This is a genomic window from Tenacibaculum sp., from assembly GCF_050290165.1.
Classification (GTDB): Bacteria; Bacteroidota; Bacteroidia; order Flavobacteriales; family Flavobacteriaceae; genus Polaribacter.
In genome coordinates this window covers 59,016-82,683 of the sequence record NZ_JBNKHD010000012.1, presented here as the reverse complement: position 1 = coordinate 82,683, position 23,668 = coordinate 59,016, and the positions used below count along the sequence as shown (strand labels likewise).

The window sequence follows — 23,668 nt, the reverse complement described above, 5'->3', positions numbered from 1 at the left end:
TGGGGGCAAATATATAAATTAATTTGAGTTTAATATTTTACTTAAATCAAACATTGGTAAATACATTGCTATCATTATTGTACCTACTAATCCTCCTATGATAATAATAATAAATGGCTCTATCAACACCCCTAATCTCTTTGATTTTGTATCAACCTCTTCTGTATACTGTTCTGTCAGATAATTAAACATTTCATCTAATTCGTTCACTTCCTCTGACACTTTAACCATTGAGACTAAATTCACATCATATATTTTATGTTTTTTTAGACTATCACTAAAAGAACTTCCTTTAACAATATCATCCTTGATTCTATCTATAGAACTTTCTATTGGATAAAACCCAATCATCATTTTCACAAAGCCCAATGATTCTACCAATGAAACTCTTGACGACAACAATAAATTTAATGCTCTACAAAATCTTGATAAATAGACTGCTTTTATCATCCCTCCTATAAAAGGAAGTCCCAGCAGTATCTTTGATATTAACTTCCTATATTTTTCAGTGTTTCTATATTTTATATACACAAATACAACTAACACCGTAGCGCATGTAAAAAAAGCCATTATATAAGAAAAGTTATTGGAAATATATATTATCTTTCTTGTTAAACTAGGTAATTCACTATTGAACTGCCTAAAAACTTTTTCGAACATTGGAACAACACTTCTTAACATAAATATTAAAACAGCTATCGTTATAAGAATGACAAAAAAGGGATATGTCAATACAGTTATTATCTGACTTTTTAATTTATGCTTCCTATCATAAAAAACCTCTAACTCCGCTAAGACTTTAGGTAGACTTTTAGTTTCTTCTCCTATTGCAAGTGTATTGATTTCAAAAGGCGAAAAAGAGTTAGTTACAGCAATTGAATCTACCAGAGACCTTCCTTTCAGCAACTCTTGATGAGTTTTAATCATAAGAGATTTTAATTCTTTTTTTGAAGTTTGATTCATTAAAATAAATAAAGCCTCCTCAACAGTTATTCCTGATTTCAATAGTACTTTTAGTTCTCTATAAAATTTCGACTTAATCTTATCACTAAGTTTGTATTTCAAAACATGTGTTAATCTAGATAACACTGGTTTTGAATCCTTTTTTTTTGAAGGTGTTTCTTGTTTAAACTCTCTTACATTAATTTTCATACCCTAAAAAACTATTAACCAAAACATCAACCCCATAATCTTTCTTAATAAACACATGTGTTTTCTCCTTCAGAATATCGACATCAAGAACAAAACTCAACGTTAACTTTTCACCATTCTCTTTAATGAAAACTGGATTAATTTTCTCTACTCCTGCCTTAACAAAAAAAGTATCAATTATTCTTCCCTCTTCTCTATAAACAACACCTTCCCCAAGAACATATCTAATCTCTTTGTCTTTATACTTCAATTTTACAACCTCTTTTTTTACTTTTAATTTTTCACATTCAAACACATCTCTTTTTAATGCATTTTTAAAATATGTATATTCTAACAAACTGTCTTCTGTTTCGGTAAACATATATAACTGTCTAGTTAACGAAGAGAATAGAGCATATGTAACAACAACAACAACGCTAATTATTAACATACTAATTAGCATTTCAATAATAGTGTATGACTTTAATTTACTTTTCATCATCTCTGAGAAAATACTCTTTTTTTAAAATTACTTTATCATTTTTCAAAACAATTATCTCCAACAAAAACCTTTTTTTACCTTTATTTTTTCTTCTCCGAATAATGTTATACCCTTTAAAAAAATAGTTTTTCTCTTTTTTTTCATCAATTATATTAGAATCATACCTAATTTGCTCAACCTTATTTAATAATTGATGATATATTACTTGATTACTCACATTATTAGTTACATTAAAGAATATCATAAGTCCCATTGTAATAGCTATCGCTATTATTGCAATAGCAACTACACTTTCATATAATGAACTTGCTTTTACCTTACCTTTTTTATAACCTCGCATAAACTATCATTAACACCAATTGCATTTATCCTGTAAAAAAACTTTGGAAGTTTAAACAACTTAAAATCTAATAATGCATTTTGATACTCTGATTCTTCTGTTTTCAAATAAAATTCACGAACATACATCCCTCCATACATCTCTCCTTTAAACTCTACCTCTCCTGAACAATATAAATCTCCATATATGCTGGAATTCTCTAATACTATCACTTTACTATCTTCCTTTCTATCTGAAACACCAACAATTAAACCCGATATTTCACTTCCTTTCCCTATTTTAATCTCAACATCTTTATTACTACCTTCTAAATAAACAACTGAAGGATACTGTAACTCTACATTTTTATTAATTATTATTTTTTCTGTAGCGTATATTTGAATTGCTCCTTTAAAACCTTCTTCAAGCTCAACAGTAGCCCCTATTACTATTACATCGTTTAATTTGTTATTGTTTTTCAGCAGAATTTTATTCTCTGATTCTATTATATAGTTTCCTGAAAGATTTAAATTCTCAACTGTATTTGCTGAAAATCTGGTTTTTTTTGTCTTACTAAAAAAACTATTTATCTTTTCATTGTAAATTCTCTCTTCGGAAATATTAACAGTATTTTCTTTTGTATGAAACTCTCTAGGTGTAGGTAATTCATTTATTGCTTCTTTTATATTCCCTCTTTTATGTATAAAACTACCTTCATACCCAGATAGATTTAAGTTAGCAATTTCTTTAAATGGCACCTTAACATCTCCTTCTATAATTGATTTCCCTCCCAAAAAAAAATGCTTATCATTTCTTGACAAAAACAAAACTGTACTGTCGCTTACCTCATCTTCTATAAAAAGTGCTTCTTTGATAGTATCTCCTTTAAAACTCACTTCATACTGAAGCATTTTTAGAGCCCCCCAATAACTTTTTCTAACCTTGGCATTGCCCCCCCCCCCTGTTAAAGGCACTTTTACATACCTCTTCTTTATACCATTATGATTTACTAAAGCATAATTTATTGTTGATTCAGCTTCTTCTATTAGAGCATTATCAGTCTCTAACCTTGTAAAAACCTTATTACTAAGACTAACAAGCATTATGAGAGTAAACAACAATACACTTATTACTATTATTACGAGTAATGCATATGACAAAGAGCTAGATTGAATCTTTCTTTTTACGCAGCTTATCCCAAAATGTTTTAGCATCTTCATCTACCAACTTTCCTTTTTTGAATTTCTTTTTCACTCTTTCTTCCTTATTCCACCATATACCGTGCTTCACCCCTCTGCTATACCAACCATATTTAATCAGTTCTCCATTTTTATACTCCTCATATTTACCATTTAAGAAACCATTAAACCAATTATTAACAATTCTTGTATCGCCTATATACTCTTCCCACCTTCCTTCTTTTCTTCCCTTTTTATAACATCCTTCCTTTAATAAATTAGATCTCACATCAAACAACTGAAGTCTACCTTCTCTAAGCCCCTTATTCCAAAACTCAATTTTTTTTTGTCCTCCTCCATTATACCATTCTTTCCATTCGCCTTCTTTTAAACCATTAAGAAAACTTCCTCTCTCAACCATATCTCCAGAACTAGACAAAACCTTAACAAACAAACCATTAAGAACTTTTCCTCTAACTCCATATATGGATGATTTTATTCCTTCAATGCTGTACCAATAAAAGCGTACTCCTTTCCTCAAACTTACCTTATCCCCATCAGATACATGAAACTCATAAACAAAATTCCCATCATCATATTTTCTTTTGCTCTTATCTTGGCAAAAAGTAGATAACGAAAAAAACAGAATACAATAGATATATATAAACTTCATAACAATATAATTACATGCTTTTTTTAGGCAAATAAACAATATTTTCAAAATAAAAAACACTCAATAATCATAAATTCTTTTAATCAATCATCGAAGTGTAATGTTTTGAAAACAGTAAAACTTATAATAAAGAAAATAAAAAAGTCTTAACTAAAATTAGTTAAGACTTTTTGTTGGCCTACAAGGACTCGAACCTTGAATATCGGTACCAAAAACCGGTGTGTTACCATTACACCATAGGCCAATTGCTTATTGCGGGTGCAAATATAATACAAACTTTTATTTTGACAAATTTTTTGTGTTTTTTTTCATTTAACACAACTTTATATCAGTTCTCGAGTTATGAGTTTACTCAAAATTATATTTTTGTTATCAACAAAAAATCATAAGTAATTAATACATTCGTACTTTATATCTAGATAAAAAACTATGACTGAGTTTAACTATAAAAAATGGAACATAATTTTAGGATGGGTTTCATTTGCAGTAGCGTTAATCACTTATACCCTAACCCTTGAACCTACAGTAAGTTCTTGGGATTGTGGAGAATATATTTCAACCGCAGTAAATTTAGAAGTAGGACATCCACCGGGAGCTCCTTTATTCCAGATGTTGGGTGCTTTTTTTGCTATGTTTAGCAGCGATCCTAGTCAATGGGCTAGAATGGTCAACTTTATGTCAGGATTAGCTAGTGCTTTTACCATTTTATTCATGTTCTGGACCATTACCAATTTGGCTAGAAAAATGGCTGTAAAAAATGGAAACTTTAGTAAAAATGAGGCAATCGCTGTACTAGGTAGTGGATTAGTAGGTGCTTTAGCCTATACATTTTCAGATAGTTTTTGGTTTAGTGCAGTTGAAGGTGAAGTGTATGCAATGTCATCTTTCTTAATGGCAATATTATTCTGGTTAGGCTTACGTTGGGAAAGTGAACTAAGCACTCCTAGAGGGAATAAATGGTTAGTATTAATCAGTTTTGTAGTAGGATTGTCTTTTGGAGTACACATCTTGTCATTACTAGTAATTCCTTCCATTGTTTTATTGTATTTCTTCAAAACATATAAAGACATCACAGTAAAAACAACAGCGATTGCAACCGTAGTTGCGATATTAGTTTTAGCCTTTGTCTTTAAATTCCTATTCCCTTTTACCTTAAAATTCTTTAGTGTTGCTGAATTATTCTTTATCAATCAAATAGGATTACCATATAATTCAGGAACCATCATTGCAGCACTTGTTTTAATTGGACTTTTCTTTTTTGGATTAAAATACACGCGTAAAAAGAACTTTGTTACCGCAAATACATTGATACTATCTGTATTATTTATCATGATTGGGTTCTCGTCTTGGTTAATGTTACCAATTCGTGCCAATGCAGATACTATTATCAACGAAAATAACCCATCAAGTGCACGTGAGTTATTGGCCTACTATAATCGTGAACAATATGGTGATGCGAATGTTTTTTACGACAATTACTATTCTGTTGCCTTCGACAGAGAACAAGATGCTGAAAATCCGTACAAAGATGACAAACCTAAGTACGAAAAAAAGGATGGTAAATATGTAATTGTAAACAAATACAAAAATGTAATTCCTAATTACTCAAGCAAACATAAAGGATTCATCCCTCGTATGGTTGATCCAGGATCTGAACAACAATACAAAAGTATTGCTGGAATTCCTGCTCGTAGTAAAAGACGTCCTACTTTTATAGAAAACATAAAGTTTATGATTGATTATCAGTTTGGCTACATGTACGGACGTTATTTTATGTGGAATTTCGTTGGACGTCAAAACGACATACAAGGTCATTTAGATGTTGAAAATGGAAACTGGTTAAGTGGTATTAAATTTATTGACGAAGCTCGTTTAGGCTCACAAGAAAACTTACCTGACGATATCAAAAACAATAAAGGTCGTAATGTCTATTTCTTCTTCCCTTTTATTTTAGGGATTATAGGTTTATTATATCAAGTAAACAGAGACAAAAAGAACCTTTATGTACTTACCTTATTCTTTGTGTTTACTGGATTTGCCATCATATTTTACACAAACCCTAAGCCATTTGAGCCACGTGAACGTGATTATGCAGTAGTTGGCTCGTTTTATGTGTTTGCCATTTGGATTGGTTTTGGAGTATTAGCGCTTTATGATTACTTTAAAAAGTATGCCAGCAAACGAATTGTAGCTATAGCGGTATCTGTAGTTTCGTTACTTGCTGTCCCTACATTAATGGGCTTCCAAAACTGGGATGATCACGACAGAGCTGATCGTTATTTAGCACAATTAAACGCACAAACCTATTTAGAGAGCTGTGACCCGAATGCTATCCTTTTCACTATTGGTGATAATGATACTTTCCCTCTTTGGTACATGCAACAAATAGAAGGTGTACGTAGAGATATTAAGATTGTAAACACAAGTCTTTTTCAAACGGATTGGTACATCGATCAAATGAAAAAGAAAACCTATGATGCGGATCCTATTCCATCGCAGTTGACACACGATCAATACAAATATGGCACATTAGATATGGCATATCATTATCCTATTCCGCAGTTAAAAGATTCTGTACTGTCTATAAAAGATTTTATGAGATGGATTGCTAGTGATAATGATGCTACTTATTTAGAAACTGGTGAAGGGTCAAAAGAAAAATTCTACCCAACCAATAGAATTCGTATTCCTGTAAATAAAGAAAACGTGTTAAAAACAGGATTAGTAGCTCAAAAAGATGCTGATAAAATTGTAGACTACATTGATATTACTGTAGATGATAGAGGATTATCAAAAGCACGTCTTTTAATGCTAGACATTTTAAACAACTTCGACTGGAAACGACCTATTTATTTTACAGGAGGGGCCAATGCTGATGAGGAATACATCTGGTTGAAAGATTATTTACAATTAGACGGAATGGCGTATAAACTGGTTCCTATTAAAACCTCAAACCAAGGAAGAACTATTTTTGACATGGGACGTATTGACCCTGAAAAAATGCTTGCCAATGTGAATAAATGGGACTGGAAAACAATCAATAATGGTAAAATATACCTTGATGAACAAAGCAAGAGAAATGCTATTTCATTACGCAACAATTTAATTCGCTTATCAGAAGAGTTTTTACAAGAAGGAGACTCTGTAAAAGCTAAAGACGTGTTAGATTTATCATTGTACAAAATGCCTATTAAAGATTTTGATCACTACAATTTCTCTTTAGGGTACCCTGAACTGTATTATCGTATAGGTGATGTTGATAAGGCTCATGAAACTGCTGATACCTTAGCTGACATTTTTAAACAAAAACTTCAATATTACAGTACTTTTAAAGGCAATGATATAGAGTTGGTTATTGATAATTTAGAAACTACTTTGTATATGTATCAAAATTTAGTGCAACAAATTACTAGATACGACAAAGACCAAGCTTATGGTAAAAAGTTTTTTGAAGATTATATAAATCACGCTCGTTTATTCAAACATTTAATGCCTGATGAAGAGCCTGAAGTTCCTGAAGTGCTAGACACCATTAAACCTTAATTAATGAGGTTGTATTTTATAAAAACACCACGTATACTTAAACAATTATTTGCTAAGTATACGTGGTCTTTTTCTTCTAATAAAAAAACTATTTATCTCACTTTTGATGACGGCCCTATCCCTGAAGTAACCGAATTTGTACTTGACCAATTGCAACAATTCAACGCAAAAGCTACCTTTTTTTGCATTGGGGATAATATTCGAAAACACCCAGCTATTTTTTCAAGAATTATTACCGAAGGGCATTCCGTAGGAAACCACACGTTTAATCATTTAAATGGCTGGAAAAGCAACAATACTAGCTATCTTGAAAATATTGAGTTGGCTGAAAAATCAATTCAGCAATCATACACCTCAACCAATACACAGCAAAAACTATTTCGTCCTCCTTATGGAAAAATCAAGAGAAGTCAGGCAAGGCGATTGATAGCAAAAGGCTATAAAATTATTATGTGGGATGTATTATCGGCTGATTTTGACAAGACAGTTTCAAAAGAAAAGTGTGTACAAAATGTACTTAACAATACGCAAAACGGAAGCATTGTCGTTTTTCACGACAGCATAAAAGCCAGTGATAAACTATATTACACACTGCCTATATTACTACAAAAATTTTCAGAGAGAGGTTACGAATTTAAGGTGATTTCTTAAACGTATTGTTGCACCAAACCAATTAGCGTATTCGCATCTTGCTCACCTGTTTGACGCCATTTCATCTCTCCATTTTTATAAATCATAAATGTAGGATTTCCTTTGACGCGCAAAGCCTCAGCAAGAATTTCATTTTTTCTAATATCAATCTTAATTACTTTAGCTTTGTCTCCTAAAGCAGCAGCCACATCTCGAAGCGTATCTAAACTAGGTTCAAAATCACTCCAATCTGCATAAAAATCAATTAACACTGGTTTGTTAATACTTATAATTTCACCAAACTTTGTCATCTTTTGCATAAGTTTTATCAGTAAGGAGTCTAAAATTACTAATTTTTTGTTAGGTAAATATTATTTTAACCTTAAAAATACTGTGAATCAAGCTTTTTTTAGTTCTATTACGGTAATTTCAGGCCAAATACCTACTCTACCTGGAAAAGCATGGTATCCAAAGCCTCGATTTACATTAACATACCTTCCAAATTCTTCATACAAACCAGCCCATTGTTTGTACATATATTTAGCAGGACTCCATTTAATCCACCCCGGAATTTCAATTCCAAATTGTAAACCGTGTGTATGACCACTTAACGTCAAATGATAGTTAAAATTGTTTTCCTTTACCTTATACTCCCAATGACTAGGATCGTGAGAAAGCAATATCTTAAAATCATCTTGTTGAATTCCCTCAGAAGCTTTTTGTAAATCTCCAGCTTTATTAAATCCTTTTCCCCAGTTTTCAATACCAATCAATGCTATTCGTTGTCCATCCTTTTCAATATAACGATTTTCATTCAACAATAAATCGAACCCTATTTTAGGATGAATCTCCTTAATGGCTTTAAAATTGGCTTTTTTAGCCTCTTCTGAATCCCATTGAGAATAATCGCCATAATCGTGATTCCCAAGAATTGAATATTTACCTATAGGAGCTTTTAATTCAGAAAACATAGGAATCCAATCATTCATTTCATGAGCAAAGTTATTTACGACATCACCTGTAAATAAAATTACATCCGACTGTTGCTCATTAATTAAATCAACTCCGTACTGAATCTTCTCTTTATTATCAAAACTTCCCGAATGAACATCAGAAATATGTGTAATTGTAAAACCATCAAACGCCTCAGGTAAGTCTTTAAATTTTAATTGATATTTCAGTACTTTAAAATTGTATTTCCCTTTAAAAATACCATAAAGTATGGTAGCAAATGGAATGGCTGCTAATCCTAAAGCTAATTTAGCTACAAAACTTCTTCTGCTTGCCAATGTTTTGGTTTCTTCTCTTGAAAAAAACGAAATCCCTTTCTGAATTCCTCTTACCACATCTTCCCCAAACATCATTACTAGTATAATTAACTTAGGTAACATCGCTAATAAAAGCATTCCGAAAGCCCATTGAAACTCTCTTGTTTGACCAGAACTCCTATCATAAGTAAAAATGATATAAAAGAAATTTAGGTATGCTAAAAAACCTAACAATAACCATCCGTAATGAATAAATTTACTTTTTGTCAACGTTCTTATTGCTTGGAAAGCGTATGTTTCAAATACAATAATTAGTGCTGATATTATGAGAAGTGTTACTAACCAACGAGACATATTTTCTTATTTACAAAAAAACAAAGATACTGTGATTCTTAAAATTGGTTTTTAACATCTTGTTAAAGTTTCGTAGCTTTACCTGCGAAGTACACAATAGCTATAATTACCGACTTCTTTTTGTAAACAAATCGGTATCAACAATTTATTTCAACAGGCTTAATATATACCATGGCAGATCAAAAACGACTTTTCTTACTCGATGCATACGCGCTTATTTTTAGAGGGTACTATGCTTTTATAAAAAATCCACGTATCAACTCAAAAGGATTGGATACCTCAGCAATTATGGGATTCACAAATTCCTTAATGGATGTAATAAAACGCGAAAAGCCTGATTATTTAGCGGTATGTTTTGATAAAGGAGGAAGTGTAGATCGAGTAGATGTTTTTCCTGATTATAAAGCCAATCGTCAAGAAACTCCTGAAGCTATACGAATTGCGGTTCCTTATATTGAAAAAATATTAGAAGCCATGAAAATTCCTGCTATTGTAAAAGAAGGATATGAAGCCGACGATATTATAGGAACCCTAGCTAAAAAAGCAGAAAAAGAAGGTTTACAAATATACATGGTAACTCCTGATAAAGATTATGCTCAATTAGTTTCTGACAACATTTTTATGTATCGCCCACCACGTATGGGTAATGGATATGAAAAATGGGGAGTTGAAGAAGTAAAAGCTAAGTTTGAAGTTGAAGATCCATTACAGGTGATTGACTTTTTAGGTATGATGGGAGATTCTGTTGATAATATTCCTGGATTACCTGGTGTGGGTGAAAAAACAGCTAAAAAGTTTATTGCTTCTTATGGTTCTATGGAAGGCTTACTTGCCAATACCCATGAATTAAAAGGCAAAATGAAAGAAAAGATTGAAGCCAATGCGGAACTTGGTTTACTTTCAAAACAATTGGCCACCATCATGCTAGATGTTCCTGTAGAATTAGAACTGGATAAGCTAATTTTTGAACAACCAAACATTGAGGCTACCAAAGAAATTTTCACTGATTTAGAGTTCCGTCGTTTAACAGAAAACTTCTTAAAAACATTTGCTTCTCCAGAAGAGATTCAAGAAAATTCTTCTTCTGTTGAAAAACCAAAAACTGCAAAAGCTAGCACTTCTGGTCAATTCGATTTGTTTGCAGCTCCAGGTAGTGGAAACACTTCAGAAGAAACTAATATCAACGGATTTAGAACCATTGATAACACCAATCATTTTTACCAGTTAGTCAACACACCTCTTTCAAGAAAACTTTTATTAGAAAAGTTGTTAGAACAAAACTCTGTGTGTTTTGATACTGAAACAACAGGTTTAAAAGCATTAGAGGTTGAATTAATTGGAATTGCTTTTTCTTGGGAAGCTAACAAAGGATACTATGTTGCTTTTCCAGAAGACCAAGAAGAAACTACAACTATTTTAGAAGAGTTCCGTCCATTTTTTGAAACGGAAACTATTGAAAAAATAGGTCACAATTTAAAATACGACATCAAAGTATTATCGAATTACAATATACCTGTAAAAGGTAAATTATTTGACACCATGATTGCGCATTACCTTATCAATCCAGATATGCGTCATAACATGGATGTACTTTCTGAAACCTATTTAAACTACCAACCCGTTTCAATAACTGAATTGATTGGTAAAAAAGGTAAAAATCAACTTTCTATGCGCGAAGTTGAATTGCCGAAACAAACTGAATATGCTGTAGAAGATGCAGATGTAACTTACCAGTTAAAAGAGCATTTTTCTAAGGAATTAGAAAGCGGAAACGTTACCAAACTGTTCAACGACGTTGAAACCCCGTTAGTTTCTGTATTATCAGCAATGGAAATTGAAGGAATTAACTTAGATACTGACTTTTTAAAGTCTTTATCAGTTGAGTTAACCAAAGATATTCAGCAATTAGAACAAAACATTTACCAACAAGCTGGAGAAGAGTTTAACATTGCTTCTCCAAAGCAATTAGGCCCTATCCTATTTGACAAATTAAAGTTGGTTGACAAACCTAAAAAAACAAAAACAGGACAATATTCTACTGCGGAAGATGTACTTTCGTATTTAGCAAAAGATCATCAAATAGTAGCTGATATTTTAGAATATCGTCAGTATAAAAAATTACAAAGTACTTATGTTGATGCGCTTCCTAATGAAATCAACCCAAAAACAGGAAGAGTACACACGGTGTATGCGCAAGCGGTAGCTGCTACTGGACGTTTAAGTTCAAACAACCCGAACTTACAGAACATTCCTATTCGTACAAAACGTGGACAAGAAGTACGTAAGGCTTTCATTCCAAGAAATGAAGATTATGTTTTATTAGCGGCAGATTACAGTCAAATTGAATTACGAATCATCGCTGCTTTAAGCGAAGAAGAAACTATGATTAAAGCCTTTCAGCATGGAGAAGATATTCATGCCTCTACTGCTGCTAAGGTATTTAATGTTCCTATTGAAGAAGTAACTCGTGAGCAACGTAGTAATGCTAAAACGGTAAACTTCGGAATTATTTATGGAGTTTCTGCCTTTGGATTGAGTAATCAAACCGATTTAACGCGTTCAGAAGCCAAAGAATTAATTGACACCTATTACGCTACCTACCCTAAATTAAGAAGTTACATTGCTGAACAAGTAGATTTTGCTCGTGAACACGGATATGTAGAAACTGTTTTAGGACGTCGTCGTTATTTAAAAGATATCAATTCTCGAAATGCTATTGTTCGTGGTGCTGCAGAAAGAAACGCAGTAAATGCACCTATTCAAGGCTCTGCTGCTGATATTATTAAGCTTGCCATGATTAATATTTACAAGCGTTTTGAGCAAGAAAACTTTAAATCGAAAATGTTACTACAGGTACATGATGAATTGGTTTTTGATGCTCATAAAGATGAAATTGATATCATTAAACCTATCATTAAACAAGAAATGGAAAATGCTTTTAAGATGAATGTTCCGTTAGATGTTGAGATTGATACAGGGGCAAATTGGTTAGAAGCGCATTAAAGTTTAGTAATCGCTTTTTCTAAAATCTCCTTTACCTGAAGTTTTAAACTCTCAGGTTCAATTATTTTAGCATAATCTGAAAACACAATGTACCATCTTGAAAAACCGTGTTCAACATAGGGGGTCATAAAAGTCATTTCTACTTGATTCCCTTTGTTTTTTTCAGATACAAAACCGTGTTGCCATTTACTATTGCTTATATATCGCACCACACTTTTATCTACAGAAATAACAACTTTTGTTTTTGGGGTATTTTCATACTGACTGCGATATTCATCTAATGTAATATGTTCTCTAGTAAAATTATTTTGGGTTGATTTAATAGCCAGCATTCTATCGGTTCTAAACTGTCTGTATTCGCTTCTTAAATGACAAAAAGCTAACACATACCAAAATCCTGATTCGTGATAAATACCAACTGGCTCCACAAAACGCTCAGAAGGAATTTCACTGTTTAACGCTTGATATTTCAAAAACACTTGTCTTTTTTCAGCAATACTTTCAAACAACGTTTCAAGTGCATTTGGTAAACTCTCATTGAATAATTTATGTGTAGGATCAACCAATATTTGCGATTCTAAAGCCGAAATCCAATCTTTTTCACGACCACGTAACACCGATTTTAGTTTCATCATGGCAGATTCGTAGTAATTCCCCAACGATTTATCTACAAACTTTTGCATTAACTTTTCGGCAGCCACAAAACTACCTACTTCTTCTCTTGTAAACATAACAGGAGGTAAACGATATCCTTCCATAATAGAATAACCAACACCTGCTTCGCTTATAATAGGTACCCCTGAGGCTTCAAGCGTTCGTATATCGCGATAAATGGTACGTAGGCTTACCTCAAATCTATCAGCTAATTCTTGTGCCTTTACAATACGCTTGGACTGCAATTGGATAAGAATAGCTATAATTCTATCAAAACGTTTTACCGTATCTATACTCATAATGCAATAACATATTTCCCAAAGATAGGACTTCAGGTTGAAGTATGTTTTAAATTTTGGCTTCAACATAATGATTTCACTTCTTATGGCATACAAATAAACATACGGCAAGTGACAACCGCTTGTCAATAGTATTTTTTAAAATTTATTTTTTACTGTTGACATAAAGCTGTCACCACCCCATCATAATTTTGGTTTCAAATAATAAAAATTACAATTATGGAATCAACAACAACCACATTACTAGAACAAGTAATTACCCCTTCTGATTTATTAAAACATTGGCAAGGACACCGAGGTTTAACCCGAAGAGTTATTGAAGCTTTTCCTGAAGAAGCCTTTTTTAACTATTCTATTGGAGGCATGCGCACTTTTGCCGAAATGGTTATGGAGCTTTTAGGTATAGCGGGTCCTGGCATCAAAGAAATTGCTACTGGAAAAATCCAAGAATTAATTGAACAGGTAGATCATGGTAACAAAAAAGCAAAAATTCTTGAACTTTGGGATGAAGCTACCAATGAAATAAACACTTATTGGGCACAGATAAAACCAGAACAATTTCAACAAAGCATTAAAATTTTTGGTCAATTTGAAGGTACGGTTTGGTCGTCAATCTTCTATTTTATGGATAATGAAATACACCATCGCGGACAAGGATATGTTTATTTACGTGCCTTAGGTATTGAACCCCCATATTTTTATGAACGTTAATCAAAATTATTTGAAATGAAAACAGTTTTGGTATTTAAAACATCTGTTACAAAAAACAAGGAGATAAAAATTGTGCAACCTACATTAAGTCGTTTGATTGCTAAAAATGACCGCTGGAATTTTGATTTAGAGGATTGTGACAATATTCTTCGAGTAGAAACCCAAATGGTTAAAGCAGATGCAGTTTTAAAAGCATTGCAGTATCATGGGTTTTATTGTGAAGAACTGTTATAAACATCAGAGTTAACAATCTGCATTATTTCAAAGGAGTAAAACAAAAATAATGAGAAGTTAAACCTTATAACTTCTCATTATTTTACTTGATATCGTTTATTTAATTACAAATGTTTCGTTTTGAATCCAGTTAGCTCTTAGTTTAAACACAGTTTCTAAATAAAGAATTTGCTCTGGTTGTCTACGCTCTAAAAAGTTTCCTGTATCCCAAACATGGTTATTATTTTCATCAATAATGGCTCTCACATTGTATTCCTTTGGTTCTAACAAGGTAAACTCTACTTTTTTAGATTCAGAAAGACAAACTGTTTCCATTACCTCATCTTTAACTAGTAATTGGATAATAACGGGATAAGGCGTTTCTTTTTTAACATCTAATACAATACTACCATAATCATCTACAGCACGAGTAGTAAATTTATAATCTAAGGTATCATTTGTAGTCTCATAAACATCGGTTATTCCTTGAGGCAGTCCTTTAAAAACATAACCTTGTTTTGGTTTCTTTTCAAACAACACTGCTAGTTTATTAATCGATTGTTTTTTTAATTCAAAAGCTACATCTACAGTATCTTTATCAACCAATGAAAACTTCGATTTATCAAAAGAGACTATCGGATTGTTGGTTTGAAGAAACATGGTGTCTTTTAAATGTAAAACACCACTTACACTTGATGCTACGGATAAAGAATCTATTTTCTTTTTTCTTAAAAACACTGTAACAGTATCCTTAAGGTTTAGGTTGTTTACTATAAAATTCAAAGAATCTTTTTCTATTGGAGTGTGCCAGTAGTTCAAGGTATCTTTATCCTTTTCAAACTCAGAAAACGACTTAAAGTCTTCAGGAACTTCTGACAATAACTCTACATTCATATTTTCTTGTTTTCCTTCAAAACCAAACTGAATTTTTCCTCTCGTTACCTCTTTCCCTCTTTTGAATTGATACGGTTGAACTTCTTTAAAAAAACGAATTGGTTTATTTACCAAGCTGTCAGCAGGTAATGTAATGGTGTCTGCTACAAAACCAATCTTATCTGTTTTGCTATTAAAAACATAATCGTTTCCTGGCTCCTTTAAAGCCAACATTAAATACTTACCTTCACGCAAATTACTAAATTCAAAATTTGTAGAATCTAACGTACTGGTTACATAATTGGGCTTTTGCTTGTAAATAATTGAGTCGTTATAAGAACTATCTAATTTATACAACAATACACTTACCTCTTTTACTTCCTTTTTATCAAATGCATCGGCAACTGTTCCTTTAATTTTTAAGGAATCGATATAATCTCCTGTAGAAAACACATACTTAAAACTCTCTAACTTATTATTCTCATTATTATCTTGAACTGCATTCCCGAAGTTAAAAGTATACGTTGTATTGGGCTGTAATGTATCTAAGATTTTTATATTGATGTATTTACTAGGTGTTCCTTGAGGTGTAATTAGTGGTGGATTTTTCATTGGAGGAGAAACCACCAATTGCTTATGCAAATCTTTTAAAACAATATATTCATCAAAATAAATACGAATGTTGTTTTCTTTAAAATGTATCGTTTCATAAGGTGGATTTGCAGTAACCATAATAGGTGCTTTTTCATCTTTTGGACCTCCTTCTGGCCTTCCTTTACGGGCACAACTACTTATTATAAATGCAAAAAGTGTTACTAAAATAAGATGTTTATTTCTCACAAATTGATGGTTTTAAATCCAAGTTCAAAAGTAGTAAATTAAGATGGAATGCTGTTAGTCTTTTTGTGTATAGGCCATGGTAGCAATACTAATTGTTATATTTTTAGTTTTTAATAACTCATTTGCACAAGCTTCTAACGTTGCTCCTGTGGTGATGACATCATCTATGAGAAGAACATGTTTGTTTTCAAAAATTGTAGTATCAACAAGTTTAAATTTTGTTTTGCTATCAGAAAAGCGTTCAAACCGTTGTTTTAATGTTTGGGTTGTAGCTTTTGAAGTTCTAATAAGAATATTAGGTTTATATTCAACCTTTAAAATCTTACTCATAGTTTCTCCAAATAAAGTCACCTGATTATACCCTCTCTTTTTCTCCTTTTTTGGGTGTAGTGGTACAGGAATAATATAATCTACATTGGTAAAGACTTTCGCTTCTTTTAATTGAGCACCAAACCAATTTCCTATAAACCCTCCTATTTCAGCTTGATTCTTATATTTTAATTGATGAATCAATTTTTGAGTAACCCCTCTTTTTTGATAGTATAAAAAAGAACGAACATTTTGTACTGGTACTCTTCCATAAAAAGTTGACGTTAATGTAACATTTATATGCTTGTTATCGTCTATAATTGGTAGATCGTTTTTACAAACGGTACATAAAAATTGTTCGTTGGGTAGTAAAGCAATTTCACAATTAACACATAAGTTAGGGTAAAATAAATAGAATATATCTTTTAAAAATTGCATCTTTACAAGCCATTTTTTAATAGAAAGATACAAAAAGTAACAAGAAAACTATATTTTGGGTAAAAAGTTTAATTTTTTTAAAGAAGCTGTAAAAAACTATAAAACCTCTGGAACAGTAGTTCCTAGTTCTAGATATCTAGCAAACAAAATGCTTGAAGATCTCGATTTTGATACAGCAGAAGTAATTGTAGAACTAGGCCCAGGGAATGGAGCAATTACACATCATATCTTAAAAAAAATTCAACCTAATACCGTATTAATTTGTTTTGAAATTAATGACGCTTTTTACAAAGAATTAAAGAAAATAAAACATCCTCAATTAATCGTCTTAAAAGCTTCAGCAGAAAATATTAAAGGTGAAATTGAAAAACTAGGATATTCAAAAACCGATTATATTGTTTCTAGCTTACCATTAACCATTATACCTAAAGAAATATCTCATTCTATTTTAGTAAAAAGCTATAATTTCCTTGAACCAAAAGGGTTATTCATTCAATATCAATATAGTTTAACCTACTATAAAAAGTTAAAAGAAGTTTTTGGTGACAATATCAATTTAAGTTTTGAACCTTTAAACTTCCCTCCTGCTTTTATTTATAAATGCGTTAAAAAATAAATAGTATATTAGCCCGAGTTATAAAAAAATATCCATCATATTCATCTTTTGTAATGATGACCCCTTCCAAAATAAAACATAAAGGTTTCACTGCCTTTTTACTTCTTTTAGTGATGGTTATAGGATTTTTATCCTATCAAAACGCTAAAGAGTATACTGAATTAAAAAAAGTTTTTGAGCTCGAAAAAAACGAGTTAGAATCTGAATTAACATCAATTATAACAGATTATAAAGAGACTTATTATAAAAAGAATGAATTTTCTTTAAAACTAAAAGATAAAATCCATAGAGTGGTTCAACTTAGAGATTCTGTTAAAAACTTAAAAGAAACTGACTATAAATTCATTCGATATTATAGTAAGAAAACTAAAGAACTGGTTGCAGAAAATAAAGTCTTGTTCTCTAAAATTGACTCTCTTAATAAAATTAACGATAACCTTCTTTCTAAAAACGATAGTGTTAATAAAGCCCTAATAAAGAAAGAAGATCAAAATACTAAGCTAGCATCTATCAATCGTTATTTACACATAGAGAAACAAGTGCTTAAAGAAAAAATAGCAAGTGCTGAAGTAATTGAAATTTCACCTATAAAAGCAAGAGCTATGAGAAAAAGAAATAATGGAAAATACACCTCAACAACTAGGTCAAGCAAAACTGATGCTTTTAAAGTAACTTTTGATCTATTAGAAAATAAATTTATAAATTCTGGGCCAAAAGAAATAGGTATTCAAATATTAGACGAAAGTGAACATGTCCTTTCTCCCCAAAAAAAGTTACATTTAAAAAATAACAAAAATATATGGTGTAGTGATGTATTTGTGACTGAATATCAGAACAAACAATTATCAATAGTTTCCCTCGTTAATATAGATAATAACAAAATAAATACTGGTACATACCACATCAATGCTTTTGTAAATGGTGTACATGTTGGCAATAACACTATAGCACTTAAATAAAAACAAATATTAAAATTAACTTAATCAATCCCCCCTAAAATCATGAACCAACAAAAAAAGAAAAATGCCCTAATAATTGTATTAGCAATCTTATCGTTAATCCTTGTTTATTATTCTTTTCAAAAATCGAATCAATACGAAAATCTTCATAAAATATTTCAAGAAGAAAAAGCTGAATTACAGCAAGATTTAGATGAAATGATTAAGGATTATACAGGTGTTGTGGTAGAGAAAAAACAATTAGCTGATAGATTAGATATGGAGTTAGCTAAAATGAAAAACCTAAGTGATTCTATAAAAGGTTTAAAATCTGAAAACTTTAATCTTTTAAGCAAGTATCGAAAAAGGTTAGCTAGTTTAGAACGCGAAAACAAAAAACTATTTATACAAATAGACTCTTTAAATAGCGCCAACGAAGCTTTAACTCAAGAAAATGTTATTGCTAACGAAATTTTACAGCAAAAAGATAGTGCAAACGTAACTTTATCTGAAAAAAACAAAGAACTAGAAGCTAAAGTTGCTATTGGTGGAATTATTAAAACAACACCTGTAAGAGCTATTGCTATGAAAGAGCGCAGTAGTGGGAAATTAACCTCTACATCTAGATCAAACAGAACAGATGCCTTTAGAATTAATTTTGATCTTTTAGAAAATCCTATTACAACTCCAGGTCAAAAATTAGTTCATATTCAAATTATGAATGAGGATAAAAAAGTAGTGGCTCCTAAAGGGAAAACTCCTTTAAAAGATGGAAACCAAATTCAATACACAGACTCATTAGATGTAAATTATAACAACACTAAATTAAGCTTAGTGTCTTTGGTTTTGGTAAACCGTGACGATATCAAAAAAGGTAAATATACAATTAGTGCTTTTGTTGATGGTGTGTATGCAGGAAATACTACCATAAACCTACGATAAACATATACTAACAAAAAATTAAAAAAAGCGATGTTTAAACATCGCTTTTTTTATGTAATCTAATAACAAAAGTTTCTTTTGAACGCTCTGAAATCAACAAATAAGGAACTATTATTGATGTTGATATAAATAATCTTAATAGCGTATTGGTTTCATTAGTACTAATTATATTTTCATTCGAAAGACTATTAGCTAACATGTAGTCTACTAATATAAAAACAAAATTTCCTATTAAAAAGATAGAGTAAACTCTAGGAAAACTACTTCTTCTCTTAAAAAACAAAACTATAGCTAAAGGAAGAAAAACAAGAATAAAAGAATTAAACAAAACCTCAACAAACAATAAAACTCCAATCATAAAGTTTGAGTTCATAGATAATAAAATCCATTCTCCTGTTATATAAACATCATTAGAAATTAAATTAAAAATAACTCTAAGAGGAGAAAAGCATAACCCTATAGCTATTAGCACCAACCATCCACCAATTTGTTTATTTTCCTCAAAATAAGACTCTATGATTGGCTTAGGATCGTACCTGTATAATTTTAGAGCTAACCATGAATAAAAAATTAATAAGGCAATAAAAATAATTGGCCCTAAAATTTTATACCAATTACCAGCACTAAGGTTAGTATTATATTGCATAATACTATAACCAATATTATTATCTAACTTTTTTAAATCTGAATAAAAAGATTTAAACTCATCTACATTTACATGGTCCTTTTGACTTTTATACAAATGATCAATTGTAACTATATTACTTTTATTATCATAGTAAACATTCATATCATAAAAAAAGTTGTCATTATTTACTGAAAAACTGGTTTGATCTACATTCCAATTTCCTGGTAACTGTACAATTGTTTTATGGCTTCTTTCAATTGGGTAACTTAAATAAAAAGGTGTGTTTCTCTCATTCTTACTAGGCATGCTAAGTAAGTTAGTAATTGAATACGGGTAAAACTCTATAACACCTTGGTTGTTATTAAAAACAGATGGCTTCCAAATACTGTCAATTTGGTATAACTCAATTACAGTTAACTTGTTTTCTTTTAAGTTATCAATAAACTCAGGATTTTTTTGGCTTCGGATAGTAGTATAATAATTAGAATAAAAGCTTTCATATTCTTTTTTTATTGAAGAAATACTATTGTTTTTATAATATCCTCTAATTACATCCGCTTCAGAACTATAATAAACCGTTGTTATTGTTAAGCTAGCTCCTTTTGTTTCTTTATTTAAGACATATTTGTCCGTTACTTCAACTAAATTATTGTTAACCGGCGCTATCTCATCTAGTTCTGTATTCCCTTTTTTTAACACTAATCCATATCTATAATCAGGAAAAGGAGTACTGTTATATTCACCTCCTTGGTTTGTTATTGTAGGATCATAATAAAGTTCATTTTTGTCACTATCAATAATTTTCACAACACAATGATCAAAAAGATATGCCGATGGAAATAACGCCGTTATCGTATTCTTTAAATATGTACTAACAAGTATTGGATATGCTTCAATGCCCATTTTGTTAAGCATTGTAACTAACAATAAACTTTTATCTTTACAATCACCATAACGTTGCTCAAAAACTTTATTCGGTGGAAAAGGTTTGTAAGCTCCAATACCATTCTCTAAGCCTAAATACCTAATTTCATTTTGAACAAAATCTAAAGATGCTTTAATTTTCTGCCCTTCAGTTTCATTATTTTCCTGAATTTCATCAACCTTTTTTACAAGTGCATTAGATAGTTTATCATTATGTTTAAAAACATTAATTCCCCAATCTACAACTTCCTTCCAAGTACCTCCATAGTTACTAATATTTAAAACTGCAGAAGTAATATGCCATGAAGGAATATTATCCTCATATTCAAAAGGTTTAATATTTTTTTCATTTATTGTATAAATGTTTTTCCCGTTCTTTTTTTCTGAAATTAACTTAACCTTGGTGTTAAAAAGCTTGGTGTGTAATGGTTTTGTTGATTGAAATTTTAAAAACAACATACCTAAAGGTGTTGAAGTTTCAAGATTAAAGGTAGAAGCATACTTCCCTTTATGAATAGGATTAAAACCTTTTATGGTGTAGCTATATTCTATAACATCTCCAACTCTAACATCACTAATATTGGTCATTGCAGTAATAGACCCATCATAAATATAGTTTTCAGCATTAAGTTCTCTTCTCAACAAATTAAACTCAGAAGATTTTAATTTATCTATTTTCTTTCCTTCTCTTGTTACAAACAATGAATGAAGAAACAGTTTTTGATAATTAGGATCGTACTCTATATTAATTGTAGACGAAGATTGAACACCAACATTTTCAGTAATTTTTGTAGCTGTTTTAAAGTAGTCTTCTTGACTATCAAGGTTTATTTGCTCATCGTACAATAACATTAAACTACCTTGATCAACTTCATTTGAAGCAATTTCTGGGTTTAATTCATATTCATTTAAAGTTACCCAATCAGGAGTTTTAATCTTACGTACTTGCCCTTTTAATGTTGTGAAAACTAAAGCAAATACTAAAGAAATAATGTAGTTTTTTTTCATAGACTTTTCAAAGAGTTTTAATTAATTAGCAATTCTTTGCAAATGTATATTTTTGAGAATAATTATTTAGTTTAATTAATTTATTTTTGCAGAATGGCAAAACAAGAAGATCAATTTAAAAAGGTATTATCGCACGCTAAAGAATACGGTTATGTATTTCAATCATCAGAGATTTATGATGGATTAAGTGCGGTATACGATTATGCTCAAAACGGAGCAGAGTTAAAGAAAAATATTCGTGAATATTGGTGGAAAGCAATGGTGCAAATGCATGAAAATATTGTTGGTATTGATGCTTCAATATTAATGCACCCAACTACTTGGAAAGCCTCAGGTCACGTAGATGCTTTTAACGACCCATTAATTGACAATAAAGACTCTAAAAAACGTTACAGAGCTGATGTTTTAGTAGAAGATTACTGTGCTAAAATTGAGGCTAAAATTGATAAAGAAGTAGCAAAAGCTGCAAAACGTTTTGGTGATACTTTCAACAAAGAAGAGTTTGTATCAACTAACGGACGAGTTTTAGAGTATCAGAAAAGAATTGATACTATTCTTAGCCGATTAGCAAAATCCTTAGAAAAGGAAGATTTAGCTGATGTAAAAGCCTTGATTGAAGAATTAGAAATTGCTGATCCGTTAACTGGTTCTAAAAACTGGACAGAGGTAAAGCAATTTAACTTAATGTTCGGAACTCAATTAGGAGCTTCGGCAGAAAGTTCTATGCAAGTATATTTACGTCCTGAAACAGCACAAGGAATTTTTGTGAATTTCTTAAATGTTCAAAAAACAGGTCGTATGAAAATTCCTTTCGGAATTGCACAAACAGGTAAAGCTTTCCGTAACGAGATTGTAGCTCGCCAGTTTATTTTTAGAATGCGCGAATTTGAGCAAATGGAAATGCAGTTTTTTGTAAAACCAGGAACTCAAAAAGAATGGTACGAAAAATGGAAAGAAACCCGTTTAAAATGGCACTTATCATTAGGAATGGGGGCTGACAACTATCGTTTCCATGACCATGAAAAATTAGCGCATTATGCTGATGCTGCTGCTGATATAGAGTTTAAATTCCCGTTTGGTTTCAAAGAATTAGAAGGTATTCACTCTCGTACCGATTTCGACTTAAAAGCACATGAAGAATATTCAGGAAAGAAATTACAATATTTCGATCCAGAAGAAAACAAAAGCTATGTACCATACGTAGTAGAAACGTCTATTGGTTTAGACAGAATGTTCCTAGCTGTTTTTTCAAACTCATTGCAAGAAGAAGAGCTAGAGAATGGTACAACTAGAACCGTATTAAAATTACCTGCTGTTTTAGCACCAACCAAAGCTGCTATTTTACCATTAGTTAAAAAAGATGGTTTACCAGAAGTAGCCCGTAAAATTGTTGATGATTTAAAATGGGATTTCAACGTTTCTTACGATGAAAAAGATGCAGTAGGTAGAAGATATCGTCGTCAAGATGCAGCAGGAACTCCTTTCTGTATCACTGTTGATCACGATACTTTAGAAGACAATACTGTTACCATTCGTCATAGAGACACTATGGAACAAAAACGTGTTAAAATAGAAGAATTACGCGACATTATTAATCAAGAGGTAAATATACGTTCTTGGTTACAAAAAATGGAAGCATAGCTTTTAAAAGCCTTAAATAAATTAAAAAAATCC

Annotated in this window: 20 protein-coding genes and 1 tRNA gene; 9 read left to right on the top strand and 12 right to left on the bottom strand. The window is 31.2% G+C overall.

Features of this window, described 5'->3' with window-relative positions; all coding sequences use genetic code 11:
• Positions 1-18 precede the first annotated feature (18 nt).
• From ACQY6M_RS09800 to ACQY6M_RS09775, 6 genes are all read right to left on the bottom strand, one after another.
• Entirely contained in the window at positions 19-1,152 is a 1,134-nt protein-coding gene (locus tag ACQY6M_RS09800; RefSeq protein ID WP_428741586.1) for a type II secretion system F family protein, read from the bottom strand.
• Positions 1,142-1,630, bottom strand: a complete 489-nt coding sequence (locus tag ACQY6M_RS09795; RefSeq protein WP_428744952.1) for a PulJ/GspJ family protein — start codon at positions 1,628-1,630, stop codon at positions 1,142-1,144. Before ACQY6M_RS09795 ends, ACQY6M_RS09800 begins: the two co-directional genes overlap by 11 nt.
• The gene (locus ACQY6M_RS09790; protein ID WP_428741588.1) at positions 1,620-1,973 is read right to left on the bottom strand and encodes a hypothetical protein; all 354 of its coding nucleotides are present in this window, start codon (positions 1,971-1,973) and stop codon (positions 1,620-1,622) included. Before ACQY6M_RS09790 ends, ACQY6M_RS09795 begins: the two co-directional genes overlap by 11 nt.
• A complete protein-coding gene (locus ACQY6M_RS09785) occupies positions 1,946-3,055 on the bottom strand; it encodes a hypothetical protein (protein WP_428741589.1) in 1,110 nt (369 codons plus the stop codon). The genes ACQY6M_RS09790 and ACQY6M_RS09785 overlap by 28 nt, the downstream gene beginning before the upstream one ends.
• Positions 3,056-3,116: 61 nt before the next feature.
• Positions 3,117-3,803 (bottom strand): toxin-antitoxin system YwqK family antitoxin, encoded by a 687-nt coding sequence (locus tag ACQY6M_RS09780; protein ID WP_428741590.1) that lies wholly within the window; start codon positions 3,801-3,803, stop codon positions 3,117-3,119.
• Between the two features lie 173 nt (positions 3,804-3,976).
• Positions 3,977-4,047, bottom strand: a tRNA-Gln gene (locus ACQY6M_RS09775).
• 185 nt (positions 4,048-4,232) lie between these two features.
• Here ACQY6M_RS09775 and ACQY6M_RS09770 point away from each other — a divergent pair.
• Both ACQY6M_RS09770 and ACQY6M_RS09765 read left to right on the top strand, forming a co-directional pair.
• Positions 4,233-7,346: a protein O-mannosyl-transferase family gene (locus tag ACQY6M_RS09770; RefSeq protein WP_428741591.1), complete on the top strand. Its 3,114-nt coding sequence runs from the start codon at positions 4,233-4,235 to the stop codon at positions 7,344-7,346.
• Between the two features lie 3 nt (positions 7,347-7,349).
• The gene (locus tag ACQY6M_RS09765) at positions 7,350-7,997 is read left to right on the top strand and encodes a polysaccharide deacetylase family protein (protein ID WP_428741592.1); all 648 of its coding nucleotides are present in this window, start codon (positions 7,350-7,352) and stop codon (positions 7,995-7,997) included.
• On the opposite strand, the gene ACQY6M_RS09760 is transcribed toward ACQY6M_RS09765, so the two are convergent.
• Together ACQY6M_RS09760 and ACQY6M_RS09755 are read right to left on the bottom strand one after the other, a co-directional pair.
• Positions 7,994-8,287 carry a thioredoxin family protein gene (locus ACQY6M_RS09760; RefSeq protein ID WP_428741659.1) on the bottom strand — a complete coding sequence of 98 codons (294 nt, stop codon included), beginning with the start codon at positions 8,285-8,287 and terminating at the stop codon, positions 7,994-7,996. The two genes, ACQY6M_RS09765 and ACQY6M_RS09760, sit on opposite strands and share 4 nt — an antisense overlap.
• An 87-nt stretch (positions 8,288-8,374) precedes the next feature.
• Complete coding sequence (locus tag ACQY6M_RS09755; protein WP_428741593.1) at positions 8,375-9,598, bottom strand: metallophosphoesterase; 1,224 nt, start codon at positions 9,596-9,598, stop codon at positions 8,375-8,377.
• A 171-nt stretch (positions 9,599-9,769) separates the two neighbouring features.
• Between ACQY6M_RS09755 and polA the strand changes: the two genes are divergently transcribed.
• Positions 9,770-12,601, top strand: a complete 2,832-nt coding sequence (gene polA, locus ACQY6M_RS09750) for a DNA polymerase I (protein ID WP_428741594.1) — start codon at positions 9,770-9,772, stop codon at positions 12,599-12,601.
• Here the strand turns inward: polA and ACQY6M_RS09745 are convergent.
• The gene (locus ACQY6M_RS09745) at positions 12,598-13,554 is read right to left on the bottom strand and encodes a helix-turn-helix transcriptional regulator (RefSeq protein WP_428741595.1); all 957 of its coding nucleotides are present in this window, start codon (positions 13,552-13,554) and stop codon (positions 12,598-12,600) included. The genes polA and ACQY6M_RS09745 overlap by 4 nt on opposite strands.
• A gap of 219 nt (positions 13,555-13,773) precedes the next feature.
• Between ACQY6M_RS09745 and ACQY6M_RS09740 the strand changes: the two genes are divergently transcribed.
• Together ACQY6M_RS09740 and ACQY6M_RS09735 are read left to right on the top strand one after the other, a co-directional pair.
• Entirely contained in the window at positions 13,774-14,265 is a 492-nt protein-coding gene (locus tag ACQY6M_RS09740) for a DinB family protein (protein ID WP_428741596.1), read from the top strand.
• A gap of 15 nt (positions 14,266-14,280) precedes the next feature.
• Positions 14,281-14,499: a hypothetical protein gene (locus ACQY6M_RS09735; protein ID WP_428741597.1), complete on the top strand. Its 219-nt coding sequence runs from the start codon at positions 14,281-14,283 to the stop codon at positions 14,497-14,499.
• A 96-nt stretch (positions 14,500-14,595) separates the two neighbouring features.
• Here ACQY6M_RS09735 and ACQY6M_RS09730 read toward each other — a convergent pair whose 3' ends face one another.
• A complete protein-coding gene (locus ACQY6M_RS09730; protein WP_428741598.1) occupies positions 14,596-16,191 on the bottom strand; it encodes an Ig-like domain-containing protein in 1,596 nt (531 codons plus the stop codon).
• Between the two features lie 54 nt (positions 16,192-16,245).
• The gene (locus ACQY6M_RS09725) at positions 16,246-16,938 is read right to left on the bottom strand and encodes a ComF family protein (RefSeq protein ID WP_428741599.1); all 693 of its coding nucleotides are present in this window, start codon (positions 16,936-16,938) and stop codon (positions 16,246-16,248) included.
• Positions 16,939-16,993: 55 nt separating this feature from the next.
• On the opposite strand from ACQY6M_RS09725, the gene ACQY6M_RS09720 reads away from it, so the two are divergent.
• The 3 genes from ACQY6M_RS09720 (at position 16,994) to ACQY6M_RS09710 (ending at position 19,434) form a co-directional block, all read left to right on the top strand.
• Positions 16,994-17,554, top strand: coding sequence for a class I SAM-dependent methyltransferase (locus tag ACQY6M_RS09720; RefSeq protein WP_428741600.1), 561 nt, complete (start codon positions 16,994-16,996; stop codon positions 17,552-17,554).
• A gap of 113 nt (positions 17,555-17,667) precedes the next feature.
• Positions 17,668-18,513, top strand: coding sequence for a hypothetical protein (locus ACQY6M_RS09715; protein ID WP_428741601.1), 846 nt, complete (start codon positions 17,668-17,670; stop codon positions 18,511-18,513).
• 42 nt (positions 18,514-18,555) lie between these two features.
• Positions 18,556-19,434 carry a hypothetical protein gene (locus ACQY6M_RS09710; protein ID WP_428741602.1) on the top strand — a complete coding sequence of 293 codons (879 nt, stop codon included), beginning with the start codon at positions 18,556-18,558 and terminating at the stop codon, positions 19,432-19,434.
• A gap of 34 nt (positions 19,435-19,468) precedes the next feature.
• Here ACQY6M_RS09710 and ACQY6M_RS09705 read toward each other — a convergent pair whose 3' ends face one another.
• Complete coding sequence (locus ACQY6M_RS09705; protein WP_428741603.1) at positions 19,469-21,994, bottom strand: DUF3857 domain-containing protein; 2,526 nt, start codon at positions 21,992-21,994, stop codon at positions 19,469-19,471.
• Positions 21,995-22,087: 93 nt separating this feature from the next.
• Here ACQY6M_RS09705 and ACQY6M_RS09700 point away from each other — a divergent pair, with 93 nt between their 5' ends.
• Entirely contained in the window at positions 22,088-23,635 is a 1,548-nt protein-coding gene (locus ACQY6M_RS09700; protein ID WP_428741604.1) for a glycine--tRNA ligase, read from the top strand.
• Positions 23,636-23,668 lie beyond the last annotated feature (33 nt).